Annotated in this window: 16 protein-coding genes; 6 read left to right on the forward strand and 10 right to left on the reverse strand. The window is 61.4% G+C overall.

Annotated features, from left to right (window positions below; all coding sequences use genetic code 11):
- From ABIN98_RS08195 to ABIN98_RS08225, 7 genes are all read right to left on the reverse strand, one after another.
- On the reverse strand, positions 1-1,567 hold a 1,567-nt coding region (locus ABIN98_RS08195), incomplete at its 3' end, for an alpha/beta-hydrolase family protein (protein WP_346909052.1).
- A 25-nt stretch (positions 1,568-1,592) separates the two neighbouring features.
- Positions 1,593-2,549 carry a patatin-like phospholipase family protein gene (locus ABIN98_RS08200; RefSeq protein WP_346909054.1) on the reverse strand — a complete coding sequence of 319 codons (957 nt, stop codon included), beginning with the start codon at positions 2,547-2,549 and terminating at the stop codon, positions 1,593-1,595.
- A 162-nt stretch (positions 2,550-2,711) separates the two neighbouring features.
- On the reverse strand, positions 2,712-3,710 hold the full coding sequence (locus ABIN98_RS08205; protein ID WP_346909056.1) for a hypothetical protein: 999 nt from the start codon (positions 3,708-3,710) through the stop codon (positions 2,712-2,714).
- Between the two features lie 59 nt (positions 3,711-3,769).
- Positions 3,770-5,185 carry a hypothetical protein gene (locus ABIN98_RS08210; RefSeq protein WP_346909058.1) on the reverse strand — a complete coding sequence of 472 codons (1,416 nt, stop codon included), beginning with the start codon at positions 5,183-5,185 and terminating at the stop codon, positions 3,770-3,772.
- Between the two features lie 258 nt (positions 5,186-5,443).
- Positions 5,444-6,589 (reverse strand): ABC transporter permease, encoded by a 1,146-nt coding sequence (locus tag ABIN98_RS08215; RefSeq protein ID WP_346909060.1) that lies wholly within the window; start codon positions 6,587-6,589, stop codon positions 5,444-5,446.
- Positions 6,586-7,542, reverse strand: a complete 957-nt coding sequence (locus ABIN98_RS08220; protein WP_346909062.1) for an ABC transporter ATP-binding protein — start codon at positions 7,540-7,542, stop codon at positions 6,586-6,588. Before ABIN98_RS08220 ends, ABIN98_RS08215 begins: the two co-directional genes overlap by 4 nt.
- Positions 7,539-8,507 carry an HlyD family efflux transporter periplasmic adaptor subunit gene (locus ABIN98_RS08225; RefSeq protein WP_346909064.1) on the reverse strand — a complete coding sequence of 323 codons (969 nt, stop codon included), beginning with the start codon at positions 8,505-8,507 and terminating at the stop codon, positions 7,539-7,541. The genes ABIN98_RS08220 and ABIN98_RS08225 overlap by 4 nt, the downstream gene beginning before the upstream one ends.
- Before the next feature lie 206 nt (positions 8,508-8,713).
- Between ABIN98_RS08225 and ABIN98_RS08230 the strand changes: the two genes are divergently transcribed.
- On the forward strand, positions 8,714-9,268 hold the full coding sequence (locus tag ABIN98_RS08230) for a DUF2585 domain-containing protein (protein WP_346909066.1): 555 nt from the start codon (positions 8,714-8,716) through the stop codon (positions 9,266-9,268).
- A gap of 235 nt (positions 9,269-9,503) precedes the next feature.
- Here ABIN98_RS08230 and ABIN98_RS08235 read toward each other — a convergent pair whose 3' ends face one another.
- Complete coding sequence (locus ABIN98_RS08235; RefSeq protein ID WP_346909067.1) at positions 9,504-10,208, reverse strand: ParA family protein; 705 nt, start codon at positions 10,206-10,208, stop codon at positions 9,504-9,506.
- Between the two features lie 447 nt (positions 10,209-10,655).
- Between ABIN98_RS08235 and ABIN98_RS08240 the strand changes: the two genes are divergently transcribed.
- The 4 genes from ABIN98_RS08240 to ABIN98_RS08255 all read left to right on the forward strand — a co-directional run bounded on the left by ABIN98_RS08240 (position 10,656) and on the right by ABIN98_RS08255 (position 15,606).
- A complete protein-coding gene (locus tag ABIN98_RS08240; RefSeq protein WP_346909069.1) occupies positions 10,656-11,546 on the forward strand; it encodes an alpha/beta hydrolase in 891 nt (296 codons plus the stop codon).
- 36 nt (positions 11,547-11,582) lie between these two features.
- Positions 11,583-12,167, forward strand: a complete 585-nt coding sequence (locus ABIN98_RS08245) for a hypothetical protein (RefSeq protein ID WP_346909070.1) — start codon at positions 11,583-11,585, stop codon at positions 12,165-12,167.
- Between the two features lie 203 nt (positions 12,168-12,370).
- Positions 12,371-13,135 carry an enoyl-ACP reductase FabI gene (gene fabI / locus ABIN98_RS08250; RefSeq protein ID WP_346909072.1) on the forward strand — a complete coding sequence of 255 codons (765 nt, stop codon included), beginning with the start codon at positions 12,371-12,373 and terminating at the stop codon, positions 13,133-13,135.
- Between the two features lie 11 nt (positions 13,136-13,146).
- Positions 13,147-15,606 (forward strand): DUF3141 domain-containing protein, encoded by a 2,460-nt coding sequence (locus tag ABIN98_RS08255; RefSeq protein ID WP_346909074.1) that lies wholly within the window; start codon positions 13,147-13,149, stop codon positions 15,604-15,606.
- A gap of 9 nt (positions 15,607-15,615) precedes the next feature.
- Here the strand turns inward: ABIN98_RS08255 and ABIN98_RS08260 are convergent, their stop codons facing one another.
- Positions 15,616-16,743: an NADH:flavin oxidoreductase/NADH oxidase gene (locus tag ABIN98_RS08260; protein ID WP_346909076.1), complete on the reverse strand. Its 1,128-nt coding sequence runs from the start codon at positions 16,741-16,743 to the stop codon at positions 15,616-15,618.
- A gap of 139 nt (positions 16,744-16,882) precedes the next feature.
- Between ABIN98_RS08260 and ABIN98_RS08265 the strand changes: the two genes are divergently transcribed.
- Complete coding sequence (locus tag ABIN98_RS08265) at positions 16,883-17,740, forward strand: alpha/beta hydrolase (protein WP_346909077.1); 858 nt, start codon at positions 16,883-16,885, stop codon at positions 17,738-17,740.
- Positions 17,741-18,080: 340 nt separating this feature from the next.
- Here ABIN98_RS08265 and ABIN98_RS08270 read toward each other — a convergent pair.
- The coding region (locus tag ABIN98_RS08270) for a flagellar biosynthesis protein FlgA (protein WP_346909079.1) at positions 18,081-19,027 on the reverse strand (947 nt) is incomplete at its 5' end.

Below are 19,027 nucleotides of genomic sequence, written 5' to 3' on the forward strand. Positions count from 1 at the left end.
AGGCGTCGATATAGTCCATCTTGTCGTAGTTATGGCCGTGTCCCTGCGGCAGGTGCGTGGCTAGCAGCATGTCGAGAGCGAGCTGCAGCTGGGTGACCACCGGCATGAAGGTCAGCTCCGGCGAAACGTCGGGGGCGGGCTTTTCCCGCATCCACTGGGGCGCCCGCCAGAAGGAGTTGGGATCGAAAAAGACGATCGGATCCGAGGCGTATTGAAGAAACACGATCCGCACTCTGCCCCAGAGGCTGCCCTGGTCCTGCGGCGGCACATACTGGGAGGCAAAGCGGATCACCTCACCATCCTCGATCCGCGGCAGGACGAAGGGTGTTCCCGCGTTGCGCGCGGCGGTTGCCTGCACCCAGTGTGCGGACGGAAACGGCGGTCCGGACCACAAGGCACCGGCAATCGGTTCGTTGATCATCTGTATGATGTTTAAGGAATACATGGACGACCAGGCTCCGAGACTGATGCCGTGCATGTAAAGCCTCGGGCGACTGTCCTCGGGCAACTGCCGCCAGTAGCGGTAAATGGTGTCCATGGTGGCCGACGCCTGATCGAGGCCTGTCCGGGTCTCAAACACCAGAGCAAGCGGGGACTGCAGATAGGAATACTGGACGGCAACGGTGGCAATGTCGCCGCCATGCATCATTTCGAGAATGTCGTGGCTGCCCGGATCGAGCCAGCCGGTCCCTGTCGGACTGGCCACCAGCAGGATCTTGCGGTCGAAGGCATTCAGCCGGATCAGTTCCTGCAGAGCGAGCTCAGCCCGTGCTTCCGGGCTTTCATCCTGCGAACGTCCCACATAGACACGGATCGGCTTTTTGGCGATCCGGCCGGTGAATTCCGATATCTCTTCCGCCGTTGGTCCTCCCATGATGAAGTTCCGCCCGGGCTGGCCCATCGCCTTCCAGCTCACCAGGGAATTAGCACCGCCGGGAACGTCCGGGTCACCGGGTGGCGGGGGAGCGGTTTCGAACAGGTTCTGGGCGGTTTCGTAAGTCGTGTCCAGAAACTGCAGCGTTTCAGGCAGAACCCAGTCGCGCGATCCGATGAAGGCAACGGTCACAAGGACCGCCAGTCCGAGGACGCCGGCGGCACGCGGCGCCATGTACCGATACAGCCGGAACCGCAGGAAGTCGAAAATCCGCTGGACTGCCACGCCGATGAGAAACAGCGCGGAAAACACCGCCAGGCTGACCAGAACGATGCCGACGATCGTGGTGGATTCGATCGGCTCCATGTCCACGTGCAGCCGGACGGAATTCTGCCAATCGGTCGTTTTGGACAGGTTATGGATGAGCAGCGCCAGCGCCGACAACAGGACGGCAGCCCGGGCAAGGGTCAGCAGCTTTCCACGCGGTCGCGGAAATTCCAAGGCGGTCCAAAGGAGGATCGCGAACCGCCCGAGCATATAACCGATCGCCATGACCAGTCCGGCGAGGATCCCTTGAAGCAGCCAGCCTCGGGGAATGAGCGACGGCGTGAGCGCGGCCGCGAAGAAAAGCAGACCGACGGACAGCGGAACGATGCCGGGCACGGGCAAGCGGAACATCTTCAAACCGGTCATGTAAACGTCCCTCGCATCAGTTCGCTCACGGCCGGTCCAGGAGGGCGTCGACCTCGCGTTTGAACGCGTCGCGCGCCTGATCCGCAGCGGCCAGAATGGCTTCCACCTGAAAGAAGTCCATGGTGCTGAACTGGCCGATGGGCGGGCGCACCAGCAGGTCCGGGTGGGAACCGGTGAGTTTCGCTTCCACGATCGAGTGCAGGGTGATGTTGAAGGAGTTGATCCAGACCTTCATCGCCCCGGGCGTGTTTCCGTCGTCGTGGCTGTCGCTGCCTGTGACGTCGACGCCGATGGTCGCGATGTTTTCCGAAGCATCCAGAACATCGAAAGGGGTCGGATTGACGAAACCGCCGTCGATCAGCAGTACCCCGCCCCGGCGCACGGGTGTCAGCAGGACCGGAAGCGCGGACGAGGCGGCAATCGCGCTCAGCAGAGGTCCTTCGCCGATTACGAACTGGCTCTGGCCATGATAGTCGGTCGCGACCACCTTCAACGGGATCTGAAGGTCGGAAAAATCCTGCTTCAGGCTGTCCGGCAGGAGGGAACCAAAGAGAACCTCGGGATCGATGACCGCTGGCTTCACAAGATTGAACAGGGACGCCCAGTTGTCGCCGGTATCCAGCAGCAGTTTCTGCATGAGAGGACGCCGTTTGGCGAAGAGATCCAGCGTGTAGGTTCGAATATCCAGGCCGCTCATGCCGGAGCAGTAAGCCGCCCCTATGATCGCCCCCATGGACGTTCCCGCGATCTGCGTTGGGCGAACACCCACCTCGTCCAGGCATTCCAGGAACGGGATATGGGCAAACCCCTTTGCTGCGCCGCCTCCGAGTGCCAGGGCAATACCCTTTTTGCGGGAGGGGGCAGGGTCCTGCGCATGCGCGCCATTCACGATCCAGTTCGGCAGGGGTTCGGAGGCGGCAGACGAGGCTGCGGAAAGGAGCCCGACCCCGGCGGACAGCAGGACGTCGCGGCGTTCGATCATGAAAAGCCCCTCCGTTACATGCCTGCAGCATAAGGAGTTGCTCCCACCTGATCAATCTATGCACGGCAGCCTTGCAGGTTCTGATCCGAAATCAGTCTCGCCGTTTGTTGAACCGGCGGCACCAGGTGCGCCGCCGGCGAATACGGTCGGTTCTGGCCGACCTCAGTTGAACAACGGCTGGTTCCGGCATCGCAGCCAGCCGTTGCTAATATTGACCGAGCCGGCATTGTCGAAGGAGTTCCGGGTCACGCAATTGTTGCCCATGGCCTGCAGGGCGTTCAGCGGGTGATCTCGTCCCGTTCCCGGTACCAGACCCATATTACGCAAAATGTTCTCCTTGGCCCGGCATACCTCGACCACCGTGTCGAGATCGAAGTTGTTTCCCAGGCCCCTAAAGACGCAATTTGAGGTCACCTCGTTCAGCGCATTGGCGCAGACCCTAACCACACTTTGTTTCAGATAGTCATTGTCCCCAGGGGTGTACCCGAAGAATCTACCAGTCCGGTCTCGCAGGCCTTTGTAGTTCCGGAGGTTTTGTTCCAGCGCCAAGGCGCAGTCGTTCGGCGAGCCCGTGTCCCGGGCGAACTGGCACATCCGGCTCACGTCGTCCTGGTTCAACGCGACGCCGAAATACGCTTTGTTGAGGAGGGTTTTCATGCATGTTCCGGAAAACCCGCCGCCGTTAACGGTCGGGCGGTCACCATTCGGCCCCAATCTCAACTGTTCGCCGAAGGCGCAATGGCGAATGATGGTGTCCCAGCCTCCTGCGGTCGGGCCGGAGTACGTGCCGTCAGGGTTGAAATTCAGCCTGAAACTGATCGCCGACTTGAAGACGCATCCGCCCCGGTCGAAGCGGCACAAGTTCATTCCGTGCTGATAATCCAGGCCCTGCCGGATCGCGGCGCGAAAGCAATCGATCGGATAGGTCGCCGCCGGCGTTCTCTGGCACAGACTGCGGATATTCGAATAGACCCATTTGGTTGCTTGTGGATTCCTGGGGTCCCATTGAAGCCCTTGCTGTTCGATGATCTGGGAGCACCGCTCGGCGGGAGCTCCCTGGGCCTGTGCCGACAGGGACGGCAGCACGAGAAAACCGAGCATCACTGCAATCAGGGCACAAGCCTGTCCAGGCCGGAAACCCGGCATAAGTCGTTCACCCATTTAAAAAATCGTCCTTTGTTTGAAATCTGCTCGCCCACGAAAGGGGGCAATAATCTCGCCTATCGTTTCTGGCAGCTTGCCCCGCCCTGGGAGCCGGTCAGCATGAGGATGCCGTTGATCGCGATCAGGTTGGAATTTCCGTCGCTGAAGCGCATACCGGCGCCTTCCATCGGCTGCTTTACGAGCGCGTGGACCTCCGTGCCGTTGCGCACGACATTAGCGATCTCGTTCGCGCCGAGCTGCGTAACCGCAACCAGGAGGTTCGAGCCGTCGCTGCAGGCGTAGCTGCCGTCGATTGCCGCGGGCGGTTGCTGCTGGGGCTGTGGCTGCTGCGGCTGTTGCGCCAGCGGCTGTTGCACAAGCGGTTGCTGTGCCAGCGGTTGTTGTGTCTGTGGCTGCTGCGGTACACCCTGAGACGGCAGGTCGGCCTGCGGTTGCTGGGGGGCTCCCTGAACTGCTCCCTGAACTGCTCCTTGGCCGGCAGCAGACTGACAGGTCTGGAGAAACTGGCCGATGGCAGCAGCGGCACCTTCGGAGCTGACCATCGCCTCGCCGCCCGAGTGAGCCCCGATTACAAACGGAGCCCCGGCGGCCGACATGGCCTGCCAGACCGGGTCGGACAACGGAATTTGTACGGTCATACCCGCGAATTCGCCGCTCTCGGCTTGGAATGCCGTTCCGCTGAATTCGAAATTTGCTCCGTTGGGGCGGATATAGAGCGTGACCGGGTCGCCATCCCTCAAGGTGCCCAGGGCCACTCCGAACCGGACCTCTGCGCTATTGCCTTGCCCGGCGCGGCACAGGGCATCGAAGACCATGGCATCGGTTTCCGGAATGCCGAAGGTCAGTGTTCCATCCGTCGTACCGGTTTGCTGGTCCGGATAGGAATTTGCGAACCAGGACAGGTCCGGATTGGCGGCCGGGGCTTGCTGACCGCCTGCTCCGGAGGGCTGGAAGGAACCGCCGGAGCCTACCGGCTCACCGTTGGCGAATTGCGCGCCGTAGGGAACATTGTTCCAGCCGCAATGGGCCTTGAAGATCGACAAGGCCGAGCGGGAGCTCTGCAGGCCGATATTGGCCTGAACACCATCGAAGATGATCTGCGCGGACCGGCCCGTCATCAGGGCCTCGAGCGCGGGATCGTGCGGGTTCATGAAGAACTCGGGCACGTGGCCGGCCTGACCGGGATTGCTCAGTGTCGCGTCATAGACGAAGCGCTGGTTGCCGATGGTCATTTCAAGCGGCAGGGTCATGCCGGCCGGTCCGTTCTCCGTCGCCAGCCATGGCACGCTGACCCGTGCCGGCAAGCCGTCGCCCCGGCAGGCGATCAGGATCCCGATATCATCCCCGCAATCGCGGCAGTCGGTCGCGACAATCTCAGCATAGGTGCCGGTGACGGTCCAGATGCGGGTCTGCGCGTAAGCCTCGCCGAAACCCGCGCTGGCAGACGCCGCAGCCAGAAGCCCGACGGCCATCCGCAGAAATCTAGCGCGTTTCGCTTTTCTTTCCGAACCGTCAAGCCTTCCCGGTCGCTTGCGGAAAGGCATCATCGGAGCCCGACGCGAAAGAGAGAGCGGCGTTGAAACAGGTAATTCAAAATGCATATGCGTCCCCATGTGTCGAAGGCCTATGCGCCTTCTTAGAATGATTTCAAACCGATCTTTGCAAATTCCAATATGAACCCAGGGTGAACAGCCGAAGCAACCGCTTCCCCCGCTTTCGTCTTTCCTGGCTCAATCCAGCCTCTTCTTGAATCGGAGCGCGGCCAGAGCCATGCCCAGGGCGAAGAAGCCGGCGAGCCAGAGCGCGTCGAACTGGAGATCGGCGAGTTCCGCCTCGCGCAGGACGATGCCGCGGATCATGCGCATGAAATGGGTCGCCGGCAGGACCTCCGCGATATACTGGGCGGCAACCGGCATGCCCTCGTAAGGAAACATGAAGCCGGACAGCAGGATCGACGGCATCAGCACGAAGATCGTCATCTGCATGGCCTGAAGCTGGCTCTTCGCAAGGGTGGAAAACAACAGGCCGAGCGACAGGCTGGCGGCGATGAACAGGAGCGTGCCGCCCAGAAGCGGCAGCAACCCGCCGTTGAACGGCACGTTGAAGACCGCGTAGCCGAGACCGAGGATGATCCCCACCTGCACCAGGCCGATGAAGATATAGGGGATGATCTTGCCGATCATCAGCTCGATCGACTTCACCGGGGTGTTGATCAGCATCTCCATATTGCCGCGTTCGCTTTCGCGCACGATCGCCGCGGACGTGAACATGATCATGGTCATGGTCAGGATGACCGGGACCAGCCCAGGCACGATATTGACCACCGTTCGCTGTTCCGGGTTGAAGAACAGCGCCACCTCGAAGGTCGGTGTCGACCGGTTCGGCGGCTTGTGCAGAAGCTCGGTCAGCGGCATGGCGCGCAGGGCCTTGATCGCCCCGGCGATCATCGTGTCGGAGCCGTCCACGATCCATTGGGCCACCGGCCGGCTGGTTTCCTCGCTGGTCGAGGCGGGCGTTCCCATGCCGATGCTCGGGCTGCGGGCGAGGCGGCTGGCGAGATCCCGCGGAATGATCAGAGCGGCGCGTACCCGGGAACCGGTGATCGCCGCCTGGGCTTCTTCCACCGTGTCGTAGTGCTCGGTGAAGTCGACCACCTGGGTCGCCAGGATGGTCTGCACCAGGATCCGGCTGATGCCGGTGTCCGCGTGATCCACCAGCGCCACCGGGATATGGCGCACGTTGGTGTTGATGGCATAGCCGAACAGCAGGAGCTGCATCAGCGGGATCATGACGATCATGCCGAAGGTCATCCGGTCCCGCCTCAGCTGCATGAATTCCTTGAACAGGATTGCGGAAATGCGCCGGAGGGATCTCATTGCCCGCTTCCTTTCGCAGGTTGCCCCGGTTCCGGCAGGTTGCCGGTGTTGGTGACGAAAACGTCCTCGAGGTTCGGCCGGACCTTGCAGACCTGCTGCGCTTCCTTGGACTGGGGCAGGGATCGGAACCAGGCTTCCGGATCGGCGACCTCCTTGTTGACCAGAACCCGAAGTCGGGCACCAAGCTGAGCGGCGGAGCGGACTTCTGGGAGCGCCGTCAGTTCCTTGCGCAGGGTTCTGAGGTCCTTGCCCTCGACCTCCAGCACGTTGGTGGCCATGTTCGCCATCAACTCGGCCGGAGTACCGTCGGCCCGCTTGTGGCCGTGTTCCATGATCGCGATGCGATGACAGCGTTCCGCCTCGTCCATGAAGTGGGTGGAGACCACGATGGTGGTGCCCGCATCACTCAGGTCGAAAAGCTGTTCCCAGAAATCCCGGCGGGATTCCGGATCGACCGCCGACGTCGGTTCGTCGAGGAACAGAAGGTCCGGCTTGTGCAGCACCGACGCCGCGAGCGCCAGCCGCTGGCGCTGCCCGCCACTCATACTACCCGCGCGCTGTTTTGCGAGGTCGGTAAGGTCGTAGAGGTCGAGGAGTTCCGCGATGCGCTGCTTTTCCTCCCGATGGCCGAGGCCGAAGACCTTGGAGAAGAACTGGAGATTCTCCTTCACGCTCAGGTCCCGGTAAAGGGAGAACGTCTGGGTCATGTAGCCGATCCGGTACTTCAGCTTCTCCGCCTCGCCGGGCAATGTGTTGCCCAGAACCTCCAGTTCTCCGGAGGTCGGTGTCAGAAGGCCGGTCAGCATGCGCATGGAGGTGGTCTTGCCGCAGCCGTTGGGGCCGAGGAAACCGTAGATGGTGCCTTTGGCGATATCCAGATCGACTTCATTCACGGCTGTGACGTCGCCGAATTTCCGGGTCATCCCGCGGGTGCGGACCACCAGATCGTTCATGGCAGCAGAACCTGGGCGGGCACGCCGCTCGGCAGGCTTTCCGCTGATGCGGGCAGGTCGACCTCCGCCAGATACATCAGCCGGCTGCGCTGCTCCTGATTGAGGGCGTAATAGGGCGTGAAGGCCGGTTCGGAACTGATCCAGCGCACCGTACCCTCCAGCGGATCGTCCAAACCGTCGATCCGCACCGTCAGCTTGTCGCCCTGCTTCACCTTCACCCGGTAGGGCTCGGGAACATAGACCCGGGCAAAGGGCGCGTCTCCGGCAAGCAGGATGGCGACCGGGCTGCCGATCGTGACCCTCTCGCCGAGGTTCCACGGCAGGCTGTCGAGGATGCCGTCCCGGGATGCCTCGATCGTCAGGTCGGACAGGACCTTCTGCTGGCTCTCAAGGCTAGCCTGGGCAGCGGCAAGCTCCGCTTCCGCCATGGCGAGATCTTCCCGCCGGGCGCCGTTTTCCAGTTGGCGCAGCTCTTCTTCCGCGCTCTTGAGCGAGGCGTCGGCCGCATCCCGGTTGGCAAGGGCGCTGTCGTAGCTCGCCTTGCTGGTCGTCCCCCGGGAGCTGAGGTCCTGAGCGCGCTCGAAGCTCTGCTTCGCTTCCAGCAACGCGGCCTTGGCACCGCTGACCTTGGCCCTGGCGGCGGCCAGCTCCTCTTCCCTGGCGCCGTTGCGCAGCTTTTCCAGATTGGCCGCGGCCCGCTCGACCTCCGCCTTGGTACGGGCGACTTCCGCCTGTTGCTGTTTGTGATCGAGCCGCACCAACACGTCGCCCTTCTTGACCGCCGAACCTTCCGCCACGGGGAGGTCGATCACGACCTCCGCCGCCGTCGCCGTCAGGGCGACCCGGTCCCGTTCGATGGTGCCGAGCGCGATATTGCCGCCGTTTTCCTGACAGGCGGCAAGAAGCAGGAGGCCAAGCAGCGGAGCAATTCTGGCAGATGTCAGCCGGGGAAAGCGTTTTCGCATGAGGCGGGACCTTGATGTAACGCTGGACGGGAATACGCAAATGTCACAGGGCACCATAGAGAGGGTCCTCTGTATTGCCAATCATTGCTGCTGGAATTTAAAGCTGTTGACGCAAGGGGTTCAGCCTTGCTTTCGGAGGGCGCAGAACAACAGTCTCCCCCACGGGAATGCCCGGACAAATCCGCACCTTCGGAAAGGAACAGGACGTGAGAACACGAACGATCTGGCTGACCGGCATCGGCATGATCCTGGTGACCGCGGTCATCCTGCTTGCCATGGGGCGGATCCCGATCTGCGATTGCGGCTATGTGCTGTTCTGGACCCCGGCTGAGGATGTCGCGGGCAGTTCCCAGCACATCGCCGACTGGTACACGCCGTCCCACATCATTCATGGCTTTCTGTTCTATCTGGCGCTTTGGCTGCTGTTCCGGAACCGTCCGGTCGGCGAACGGGCGCTGGGCGCCATCTTCATCGAGGCCTCCTGGGAAATCATCGAGAACAGCCCATGGGTGATCGACCGCTACCGCGAGGCGACGATCGCGTCCGGCTACACCGGCGACAGCGTCCTGAATTCGGTCTTCGACATTCTCTGGATGCTCGCCGGGTTCTGGTTCGCCTGGCGGATGCCGGTCTGGCTGACGGTCGCCGTCGGCGTCGCCTTCGAGCTGCTGGCGCTCTGGGTGATCCGGGACAATCTGACCCTGAATGTCCTGATGCTGTTGTGGCCGGTGGAGGCCATCCGGGTCTGGCAGGGCGGATGAACATAAGAAAACGGCAAACGAACCTAGTGTGGTGGATTTGAAATACGCCTCATTTCCGCAGCGGATGCCGGAGCGTATTTCAAATCCGAAAACCACACTAGAAACATATATTTGCTAGTCACCCCTTTGAATCTGAAGTTCGTTCAGCACTCGCTGAGAAAAGAGACGAACTTCAGATTCGGGTGACTAGGTTCGTTTGCCGTGGGTCTATGGGGCGAATCCTGTCAGCGAGGCCTTATGAGGCCTTCTTGAAGACGTGGTACCAGCGCTTCTGCGGCACCACGACGGCCCGTTCCAGCACTTCGGCGGCGAACATCTCCGCGTTTTCCTTGGCCTTGTCCAGATTGGTGATCTGCTTGGGGCTCTGGTCGCCGAGCCCGCCGCCGAATTCGAACAGGTCGCGGTAGGCGGCCCGTTCCACGATCGGCGTCGCCAGCACATCGATGCCCTGGATGGCGAGGTAGTCCTGCACAGCTTTCATGGCGCGGGTGGTCACGGCCGCATTGGTGCGGGTCAGGACCACGCAGTGCTGGATCTTGTGGCGGACAATCTTTTCCAGCTTGCCAATCAGCGTGAGGATCTTGGCGCCGCCCCGGGCGTCCATGGAAGACCCCTGGATCGGCACGACCACCAGGTCGGAGACCGACAGTGCATTGGCGACCACGAGATTCTCCGTGCCCTCCAGGTCCACGATCACGTAGTCGGAAACCGCCACCGCATCGGTGATCTGTTCGGTGATGGAGGACGGGGTGATTTCACTGACGACGGAAATCCGGGAACTCCGATTGGGCAATTCGTACCACTTGGAGATCCATTTCTGCGGATCCGCATCGAAGATGGTCACGCTTTTTCCCCGTTCGGCGACTTCTGTCGCCAGCAAAAGCGCCGCGGTGGTCTTGCCGGCGCCGCCTTTTGCATTCGCGAAGGAAATGACTGGCATGTCTGTTCTCCTGAACTGAACCCCGAGGCCTTCTGCCGCCGGATTTCTTCTGCCTGAGTTTCAATAGTTTATGGTTACCAATTTGTTAAAGCAGAAGAATTGGAGAACTCTCTTTAAAAAAGCGAAGGACTGTGTGCAAAGGCGGGCGATATATATCGATGTTTTTAACTAGATCGACGAGGCGGCGCGTAAAGTTACATATGAGATGGAATGAAGCCTTTCGATAAAACTTGCGTCAGTCCGAGTATACCTGCACGCCGAAACTTGATGAGAAAACGAGTTCGGTTATTTGGCGGTTCGCGAAGATTGAAGCCCTTGGCTATCCCGGCTAGGCTTCCGGAAAGTCACCAATTGGACGTGCAACACGGACACCGAATCCGGTATTTATGTCGGCCGTGGCCGGCAAAGGCCCCTGTCTTGAAACGGATCCGGTCATAGGGAGCGGGAATGCGACGCATTCGGACATTTTCAGCCGTCTTCGCAGCCTTGTGCCTCGCGACGGTCTTCATCGTGGGGCCCGCAGGCGCTGAAGCGCTGGCACCGTTCAAGGACGGGCTCTTCAAGTACAAGAAGATCACCGCCAGTCATATGGACGGTGATTTCATCGTCGTCGAGTATTCAAAGCAACGCGACCTGCGCGACCGGGACAAGGTCGATGAGCGCGAGGTTTTCGGCAACTACGTTTCCTACAAGCCGAAGCGCAGCCGGTCGAGCTACGAGCTCAAGGCCAATGGACGGATCGTCAAATACATGGGCGTCGGCAAGGCCCAGGGCGGCGCGAAGGTCATCGTCATCTACGTCCACGGCCAGGGCGGCAATCGCTTCCAGGGCGTGAACGACGTGTCCTTCGGCGGCAACTTCAACCGGGTGCAGAACCTGATGGTGCGCAACGGCGGGGCCTATCTCTCCGTCGATATCACGTCCTTCGGTGCCAAGGGGACACAGGATGTCGCCGCGCTGATCGGCTATCAGAAGCAGCTCTCGCCCAATGCCCGGGTGATCGTTGCCTGTGGCTCCATGGGCGGCATCATCTGCTGGGATCTCCTGAAAAGCGCGAATTATGCCTCCAATCTCAGCGGCATCCTGTTTTTGGGCTCGCCGCAGGATCCTGGCTTTTTCTCGTCCGGGGCGCTGTCCCGCAAGGTCCCGGTCTATATGGGCTACGGCAGCGACGACCAGGTCTATAATTGGGAGAAGCAGGCGAATTTCTTCAAGAAGATCAAATCGTCCGCGCCCGGCTACCCGATCAAGTTCACCCTGTTCGACACCGGCACCCACGGCACCCCGATCCGCATGACCGACTGGCGTCTGGTCCTGAACTGGATGTTGTCGCTGTAAAGTCAGGCCATCTGCCTCGTGAAGAGCCGGAGAACGTTGGAAACCTACTCGCTTTTCGACATAGCCAGAACCGGGCAAATAGGTCCGATCCGTATGGGGCAGACCTTTGACGATTTCCGCTCGGCTGCCGGGGCGGTGATCGATTTTGAGAAGATTTACATCGAGAAATTCGATCACGAAGGAGAAATAACGGCGGTCGACTGCCGTTGTTATCCATTCGAGTTCTGGTTTTCGTGGGACTGGTCACACCCGGATCCCAAATCGAACGGCATCCGATTGCAGTTTTGCGACCTCGGCATGCCCGAGAAGGATGGTTTTGAGCCGTATGAAAGCGATCAGCGGAACGAAGCCAATCAGGATTTCTTCGATGTCGTGAACTTCAGAATTGATTTTTGTGGTTTGTATCTCAACCAATCCTATGAAGACGCGCAGAAAATACTGAAGGGATTGAAAGTCGAAACGATCAAGGACGACACCCAGGATCCTGATTTCAGGGAACTGGTTATTCGTGTGGAGGACCACCTGGTGCTTTGGTTCGGTAACTACGGCGGTATCTCGAACTTGGTCTTGAATCATCCGCGGATCGTCTTCGAAAACAGTGTCGCGACGCGAGGGTTGTGAAGAATAACCTTCTTTGTCGTTGACTTGAAATTATGCCTGACCGAATTCGGGGCCGGGTATCTAAGATCTTGCTTATTCCTCCGTAGCTTCACGTAACGACAGCAAAAATTAATCGTTACGTCATAATTTATGCTGCATTGCGGTATAAGTCTGAAGGGAAGGTTTCCTTTCACCGGCCGTGAGCGGCTCGGGAGTATGCAGCCATGTTCGATTTGACTGGCCAGAAAGCATTGGTGGTCGGGGTCGCGAACGATCAGTCGATTGCCTACGGCTGCGCGAAGGCGCTGAAGGCGCAGGGCGCACGGCTTGCGATCACCTACCTCAACGAAAAGGCCGAACCGCATGTGCGCCCGCTGGCCGAAGAGCTGGAGGCGGACATCGTTCTGCCGCTCGACGTGCGCAATGAATCGCAGGCCAATGCATTGTTTGCCGAGATCGACAGGACATGGGGCGGGCTCGACACCCTGCTGCATTCGATCGCCTTCAGTCCAAAGGACGACCTGCACGGTCGGGTCGTCGACTGTTCCGCAGAAGGCTTCGGCCTGGCGATGGATATTTCCGTTCATTCCTTCCTGCGTCTCATCCGGCGGTCCGAACCCCTGATGAAGGATGGCGGCACCTGCATGACCGTGTCCTTCTATGGCGCGGAACGGGTCGTTGCGCACTACAACATGATGGGGCCGGTCAAGGCGGCGCTGGAGGCGGCCACACGCTACGCTGCTGCCGAACTCGGCCCGAAAGGCATCTCCGTCCACGCGCTTTCGCCCGGACCGTTGAAGACCCGCGCGGCCTCCGGCATTGCCGAATTTGATCATCTCATGAATGCGGCCGCGGAACGCGCGCCGACCCATCATCTGGCCTCGATCGAGGATGTCGGCGCTTATGCCGCCTTCCTGGCAAGTCGCGAGGCCTCCAACGTCACCGGCGGCGTCCACGCGATCGACGGCGGCTACAGCATTATCGGATAGGAGAAATCCGCATGAAGGATGTTTTCGACGCGATTGTGGACGGCCAGAACGCGTTCCTGGAAAAGCTGACCGATGCGACCGCCTGGTCGCCGAGCGAACGGGTGAACGTGTTTCAGGCCCAGATGGCAGAGCTCTCCACGCTCAGCGAACTGTTGGCCCGGGGCATATCAACCCACATGAACCGGATTTCGGAGACCCACAACAAACGCCTGCAGAAGACGCTGGCCGATGTCGGAGAGCTGGCGCAGCAGGCGCTCGGCCATGACCGGCAGGTCGGCACTCTGGTCGATGACTATCAGGCCTATGCGGCGGATGCGGCCCAACGCCTGACCCTGACGCTCGATACCCTGCGCAAGCGGGGCGACAATTTCCTGGAGCATGAGGAGGCAGGCTGTCCGCCGGTCCTGATCTACGACTACGAGGTCGTGCTGGACGGGGCGGATCTGCCCCGGCCGTGCAATTACATGCTTTTGAAGATCCTGCCGCCCGAGGGCGTCGAAACGAAGTCCTGGAAGCGGCCCTACATCATCATCGACCCCCGCGCCGGCCACGGCGCCGGGATCGGCGGCTTTAAGATGGACAGCCAGGTCGGCGTCGCGCTGCACGATGGCCACCCGGTCTATTTCGTTGCCTTCCGGCGCATGCCGGAACCGGGCCAGACGATTGCCTCCGTCACCCATACGGAAGCCGCCTTCGTGCGCAAGGTGATGGAGCAGCATCCGCAATCGCCCAAGCCGGTCGTCACCGGCAATTGCCAGGGCGGCTGGGCGACGCTGCTTCTGGCGGCCACGAACCCGGACCTGACCGGACCGATCCTCCTGAACGGCGCTCCGGTCCAGACCTGGGCGGGAAAGGTCGGCGAACATCCCATGCGCTACAATGGCGGTGTCCTTGGCGGCACCTGGAATGTCATGTTCGCCTCCGACCTGGGTCATGGCGTCTTCGACGGCGCGGATCTCGTGTCCAATTTCGAAATGCTCAATCCGGGGCGGACCGAGTTCCGCAAGTATTTCGATCTCTATTCGAAGGTTGACACGGAACAGAAGCGCTTCCTCGATTTCGAACGCTGGTGGGGCGGGTATTTCCTGCTCAACGAGGCAGAGATCCGCTGGATCGTCGAGGAACTGTTCGTCGGCAATCGCCTGTCCAAGAACGAGGCCCAGCTTGAGCCGGGCCGCAACATCGACCTGAAGCAGATCCGCTCGCCGATCATCGTTTTCGCCAGCGAGGGCGACAACATCACGCCGCCGACCCAGGCGATCAACTGGATCATCGACACCTATACGGACGAGCGGGAGATCGCGATCCGCGGCCAGCGGATCATCTACATGATCCACGAGCAGGTCGGTCATCTGGGCATCTTCGTGTCCTCCAAGATCGCGAAGAAGGAACACACGGAAGTCACTTCGACGCTCAAGACCATCGAGGCGCTCGCTCCCGGCCTCTATGAAATGAAGATCGACGATTTCGAAGGTCCGCTTCTGGAGCGCACATTCACCGTCAGTTTCCACGAGCGAAAGATGGAAGACCTGAAGCTGCTCGACGATGGCCGGGAAGACGAAATTCCCTTTGCGGCCGTGGCCCGGGCATCGGAACAGCAGTCGGAATTCTACGACGTCATGGTGCGTCCGTTCGTCGAAGCTGCCGTGACTGAACAGTCCGCCGATCTACGCCGCAAGCTGCATCCGCTTCGGGTCCAGCATGCCTCGATCTCAAGCCAGAACCCGTTTGTCGCCCCGCTTCACGACATGGCGCAGAAGGTGAGCGCGGAGCGCAAACCGGTTTCGCCGGACAATCCTTTTGTACAGGCGGAAAAGGTGGCCGCGGATGTGATCGAACAGTCGCTCGATCTCTATCGCGATGTGCGCGATATGCTCTACGAGACGACCTTCTTCAGCCTGTGGGGATCGCCCTATGCCCGCTGGTTCGGCCGTACCCATCAGCCGGGCCGGACCCTGAAACGCAAGGAAGAACTCGCCGCGTTGCCGGCGGTCCGCTCGGCGCTGATGCATATCGGCGAAGGCGGTTTCTGCGAAGCGGTCATCCGCATGCTGATCCTGCTCGCCGAAAGCCGGGGCAATGTGCGCCGTGACCGGCTGGAACGCTCCGCACGGGTTCTGACCCAGGACGAACCGTTCAAGTCGCTGACCAGCGAGCAGCGGGCGTTGATCCTGGAAGAGCAGAACCTGATCGTGGAATTCGCCCGCGAAGCGGCGATTTCGACCCTGCCGCAACTTCTGAAAACGCAGGAAGAGCGCGAGCTTGCGGCCAAGGTCGTTCAGTTCGTGCCTGGAGCCATCGACGAAATGGCGCCGCACACCCTGGAAATGCTGCAGACGTTCCATGAAGTGCTCGGACTGTCGCCGGTGACCGCCGACATCACTGAGGATCCGCTTGCCGAAGCCGGGAAGAAGCCAGCTCCCCGAAAATCCGCCAGGGCTCCACGCAAGAAACCGGAAGCGGCCGAATAGTTCGGCCGTTCAGTAGCGCCCGGTGCTCTCCCGGCGCTTGTTGAGCCACCAGCCGTATTGCTTCGGCCAGGTCTCGAAGGCGGTGTCGTCGCCGAGCGTGTCGGCGGCGTGGACCGGCCAGTTCGGATCGGACAGCGCCTCGCGGCCGATGGCAATGATGTCGGCGCTGCCCTCGGCGAGGATGTCTTCCGCCTGCTGCGGCTCGGTAATTAGTCCAACGGCTTGCGTCAGAATGCCCGTGTCCTGCTTGATCCGCGCCGCGTAGGGCACCTGGAAGCCCGGAGGCGGCGGCGTGCGGCCGGCGGTTGCCGGGCCGGCGATGCCGCCCGACGAACAGTCGATCACATCGACGCCGCGGGCCTTCAACTCTCCGGCAAGCCAGACACTGTCGTCCAGGTTCCAGCCGTCCGGGGTCCCATCGACCGAGGAAATGCGCACGAACAGCGGCTTGTCCTCCGGCCACTCGGCGCGCACCGCCTCGACCACCTCGAACAGTGCCCTCGCGCGGCCTTCGCGGCTGCCGCCATAGGCATCGGTGCGCTTGTTGGAATGGGGCGAGAGGAAGCTTGCCAGCAGGTAGCCGTGGGCGGCATGGATCTCGGCCACGTCGAACCCGGCCCAGTGGGCGCGGCGGGTCGCCTGAACGAAGTCCTGAACCGTATCGGCGATATCCTGAGCGCTCATTTCATGGGGCACCAGCCAGCCTTCGGCCATGGGAAGCGGCGAGGGGGCGACGGTGCGCCAGGCCATCTCGCCCTTGGCGAATTCCGTCTCCGTCAGGGCAGCATTGCCCTCCCAGGGCCGCTGCATGGAGGCCTTGCGGCCCGCATGGCCGAGCTGGATTGCCGATGCCGATCCGTGGGCGCGCAGGAAAGCAGTAATCCGGGCAAGGGCGGCGGCATGTTCGTCCGACCAGATGCCCAGATCGCCATGGGTGATCCGCCCGTTCCGGTTGACGGCGACGGCCTCGGTGAAGATCAGCCCGGCGCCCCCTTGGGCGAACTTGCCCAGGTGAACCAGGTGCCAGTCGTTGGCGATGCCGTCGCCGGCCGAATACTGGCACATGGGCGACACGGCGATGCGGTTCTTCAGGGTGAGCGACCGGACGGTGAGCGGCGAAAACAGTCGGGATGTCATGTGAACTCGCGAACGGATTGAAAAGCTTTGCGGTTTCGTAGCAACCTAGCGACCATTTCGCCCATGGGAAACGGGGAAAACAGTTGTGCATGATCCATGCACTTGAAATCGGGGCATTTGAAATCGGGAGGCACTTAAAATGGCAGATCAGTCCGCAGGCATCGTTTTTGTCCACGGGGCCTGGCACAATCACGAGACATGGGATTACGTCCTGCCCTTCCTGAAGGCGCGCGGCATCGTCCCCACCGTGTTCGATATGCCCGGCGCCGGTGTCAACGCGAAACTTCCCGCCTCTTTCCTGAAGCGTCCTTTGGACAAACAGGCCTTCGCCACCGAACCGTCGCCCAATGCGGGCGTCACCCAGGATGAACGCACCGACTTCGTGGTCGGACAAGTGCGCGAAACGGCGGAAAAATGCGGCGGCAAGGTCGTTATCGCCGGCCATTCCCTCGGCGGGGCGACCGTCTCCCATGTGGTCGAGCGTGTGCCCGAGCTGATTTCGGCCGCCGTCTATGTCTGCGCGTTCCTGCTGCCGCCTGGCATGCCGCCGGTGACCATGATCAAGGACGAACTGATGGCGGATGCGCTGGTGCCGGGGCTCTTTGCCGCCGATCCGGCCACGATCGGCGCCATGCGCGTCGACTTCCGCTCCGAGGATCCGGACTACCGGACCCGGATCCGGGAGGCCTATGCAGGCGATGTCGGCGAGGAGATGTTTACGAAGGCGATCGCGCATTTCCACTGTGACGAGCCGGCCCAGGTTACCACCGTGCCGTCACCGGTTACCAAGGAGCGGTTCGGCACCGTGCCGCGCCACTATATCCACTGTACCAAAGACCGGGCGGTCACCCCGGCGGGCCAGAAGAAGATGATCGCGCTGATGGACGAGGCCATGGGCAACAAGACCACCGTTCATGTCATGGCGACCAGCCATTCGCCCTTCGACTCCGACCCGGAAGGTCTGGCGCAGATCCTCGGCGATATCGCGCTCGGCTGAGCCAGGGTATGGACCCACTGGTGTCCGGTTTCGCGACGTATGTGTTGAAATTCTGGCTTATCCGCTTGTTTTCCTCTCCCCCCTTGAGGGGGAGATGTCTCCGTCAGGAGACAGAGGGGGGTATAAGCCTCTCGGAAAATACGGCTTTTCAGAAAATGCGGTACCGTTTCACCCCCCTCTGTCCGCTGTCGCGGACATCTCCCCCTCAAGGGGGGAGACGGGAGTGGGCGGGACGGCTTTTCGTCTCCACTCTATCCCGGTGCAGGAATATTACCGATATTTCAAATTCTTAGAAACTTCATAGGTAAACCGGACGGCAGTAGGCATGGACCTATGACCTTCACCCGAATTCCTTCTCCATCTTGCGCCGGAACAGATAGGCGCTGTCGGTCTCGTCGAGGACCACGTCTGCCCAGGTGAGCATCTGGCCCTCGGCCAGGTCACGGGTGAGTTTGACGTTGTGCGACAGGCCGAGCGGCAGGTAGCCTGCGGCGAGAGACGCGGTTGCGGGGCATTGCTTGCCCCAGACGGTGAAGCCGCCTTCGCCGTCCAGCATCTCGCCGGCCGTCATGGCTTTCTTCGCCGTCGCGACCACGTCGGAATGAAAGCCGATGGCCGTGCCGGTAGGCTCGCCGCGCAGGGCGGCGGAGGCGACCGACCAGCCGAGTTCCATTCCGATCATGTGGGTCGGCCGGTAGAGCGCGGCGAACTGGCCGCTGTCGTCCTCCAGCATATGATACTCGGTGAAGCACTGGCGGGCGTAATCGGTCTCCGCCTCGATCACCACATAGGTGCCCATGGCCAGATGATGCGGCACGTCCGTGCCGTCCCGGTAGAGCGAGGAGACGACTTCCGTGGTCCCGGTGCGCGTCAGCGTGCCGCCGTTTGCCTGCGGTTTGCACACGGAGGAAAGCTCGAACCGGGTCGCCGGCGGAAAGGCGAGGCCGTCGTCCTGCGGGATCAGCCCGGTGGTGTTGCAGACCGCCGTCATCTCGATCCCGGACTTGGTGCCGTCCAGAAACGAGTTGAACATCTTCAGATTGATTTGGCTGGGATCCTTGAGCGCCAGATAGGTCTGCAGCGTGTCCCAGACCGTGTCCGGCGTCAGGTGGTGATAGCTCGGCAGGTAGCGCGTGCCCTTGCCCGCGCAGACCACCTTGAAGCCGCAGGCGCGCGCCCAGTCGACATGATCGGCGATCAGCGCCGGCTGATCTCCCCAGGCAAGCGAATAGACCAGCCCTGCCGCTTCCGCGCGCCGGGCCAGCAACGGACCGGCGAGCGCATCCG

Source organism: uncultured Roseibium sp., assembly GCF_963675095.2.
In the GTDB taxonomy this organism is placed as follows: Bacteria; Pseudomonadota; Alphaproteobacteria; order Rhizobiales; family Stappiaceae; genus Roseibium.

What these genes read in the sequence shown, in the direction of transcription:
- ABIN98_RS08205 (WP_346909056.1), bottom strand. Translation starts at nt 3,710, where the DNA reads ATGGGTGAACGACTTATGCCGGGTTTCCGGCCTGGACAGGCTTGTGCC.
- ABIN98_RS08240 (WP_346909069.1), top strand. Translation starts at nt 10,656, where the DNA reads ATGCGACGCATTCGGACATTTTCAGCCGTCTTCGCAGCCTTGTGCCTC.
- ABIN98_RS08265 (WP_346909077.1), top strand. Translation starts at nt 16,883, where the DNA reads ATGGCAGATCAGTCCGCAGGCATCGTTTTTGTCCACGGGGCCTGGCAC.
- ABIN98_RS08200 (WP_346909054.1), bottom strand. Translation starts at nt 2,549, where the DNA reads ATGATCGAACGCCGCGACGTCCTGCTGTCCGCCGGGGTCGGGCTCCTT.
- ABIN98_RS08215 (WP_346909060.1), bottom strand. Translation starts at nt 6,589, where the DNA reads ATGAGATCCCTCCGGCGCATTTCCGCAATCCTGTTCAAGGAATTCATG.
- ABIN98_RS08235 (WP_346909067.1), bottom strand. Translation starts at nt 10,208, where the DNA reads ATGCCAGTCATTTCCTTCGCGAATGCAAAAGGCGGCGCCGGCAAGACC.
- ABIN98_RS08220 (WP_346909062.1), bottom strand. Translation starts at nt 7,542, where the DNA reads ATGAACGATCTGGTGGTCCGCACCCGCGGGATGACCCGGAAATTCGGC.
- ABIN98_RS08210 (WP_346909058.1), bottom strand. Translation starts at nt 5,185, where the DNA reads ATGGCCGTCGGGCTTCTGGCTGCGGCGTCTGCCAGCGCGGGTTTCGGC.
- ABIN98_RS08260 (WP_346909076.1), bottom strand. Translation starts at nt 16,743, where the DNA reads ATGACATCCCGACTGTTTTCGCCGCTCACCGTCCGGTCGCTCACCCTG.
- ABIN98_RS08225 (WP_346909064.1), bottom strand. Translation starts at nt 8,507, where the DNA reads ATGCGAAAACGCTTTCCCCGGCTGACATCTGCCAGAATTGCTCCGCTG.
- ABIN98_RS08255 (WP_346909074.1), top strand. Translation starts at nt 13,147, where the DNA reads ATGAAGGATGTTTTCGACGCGATTGTGGACGGCCAGAACGCGTTCCTG.
- fabI (WP_346909072.1), top strand. Translation starts at nt 12,371, where the DNA reads ATGTTCGATTTGACTGGCCAGAAAGCATTGGTGGTCGGGGTCGCGAAC.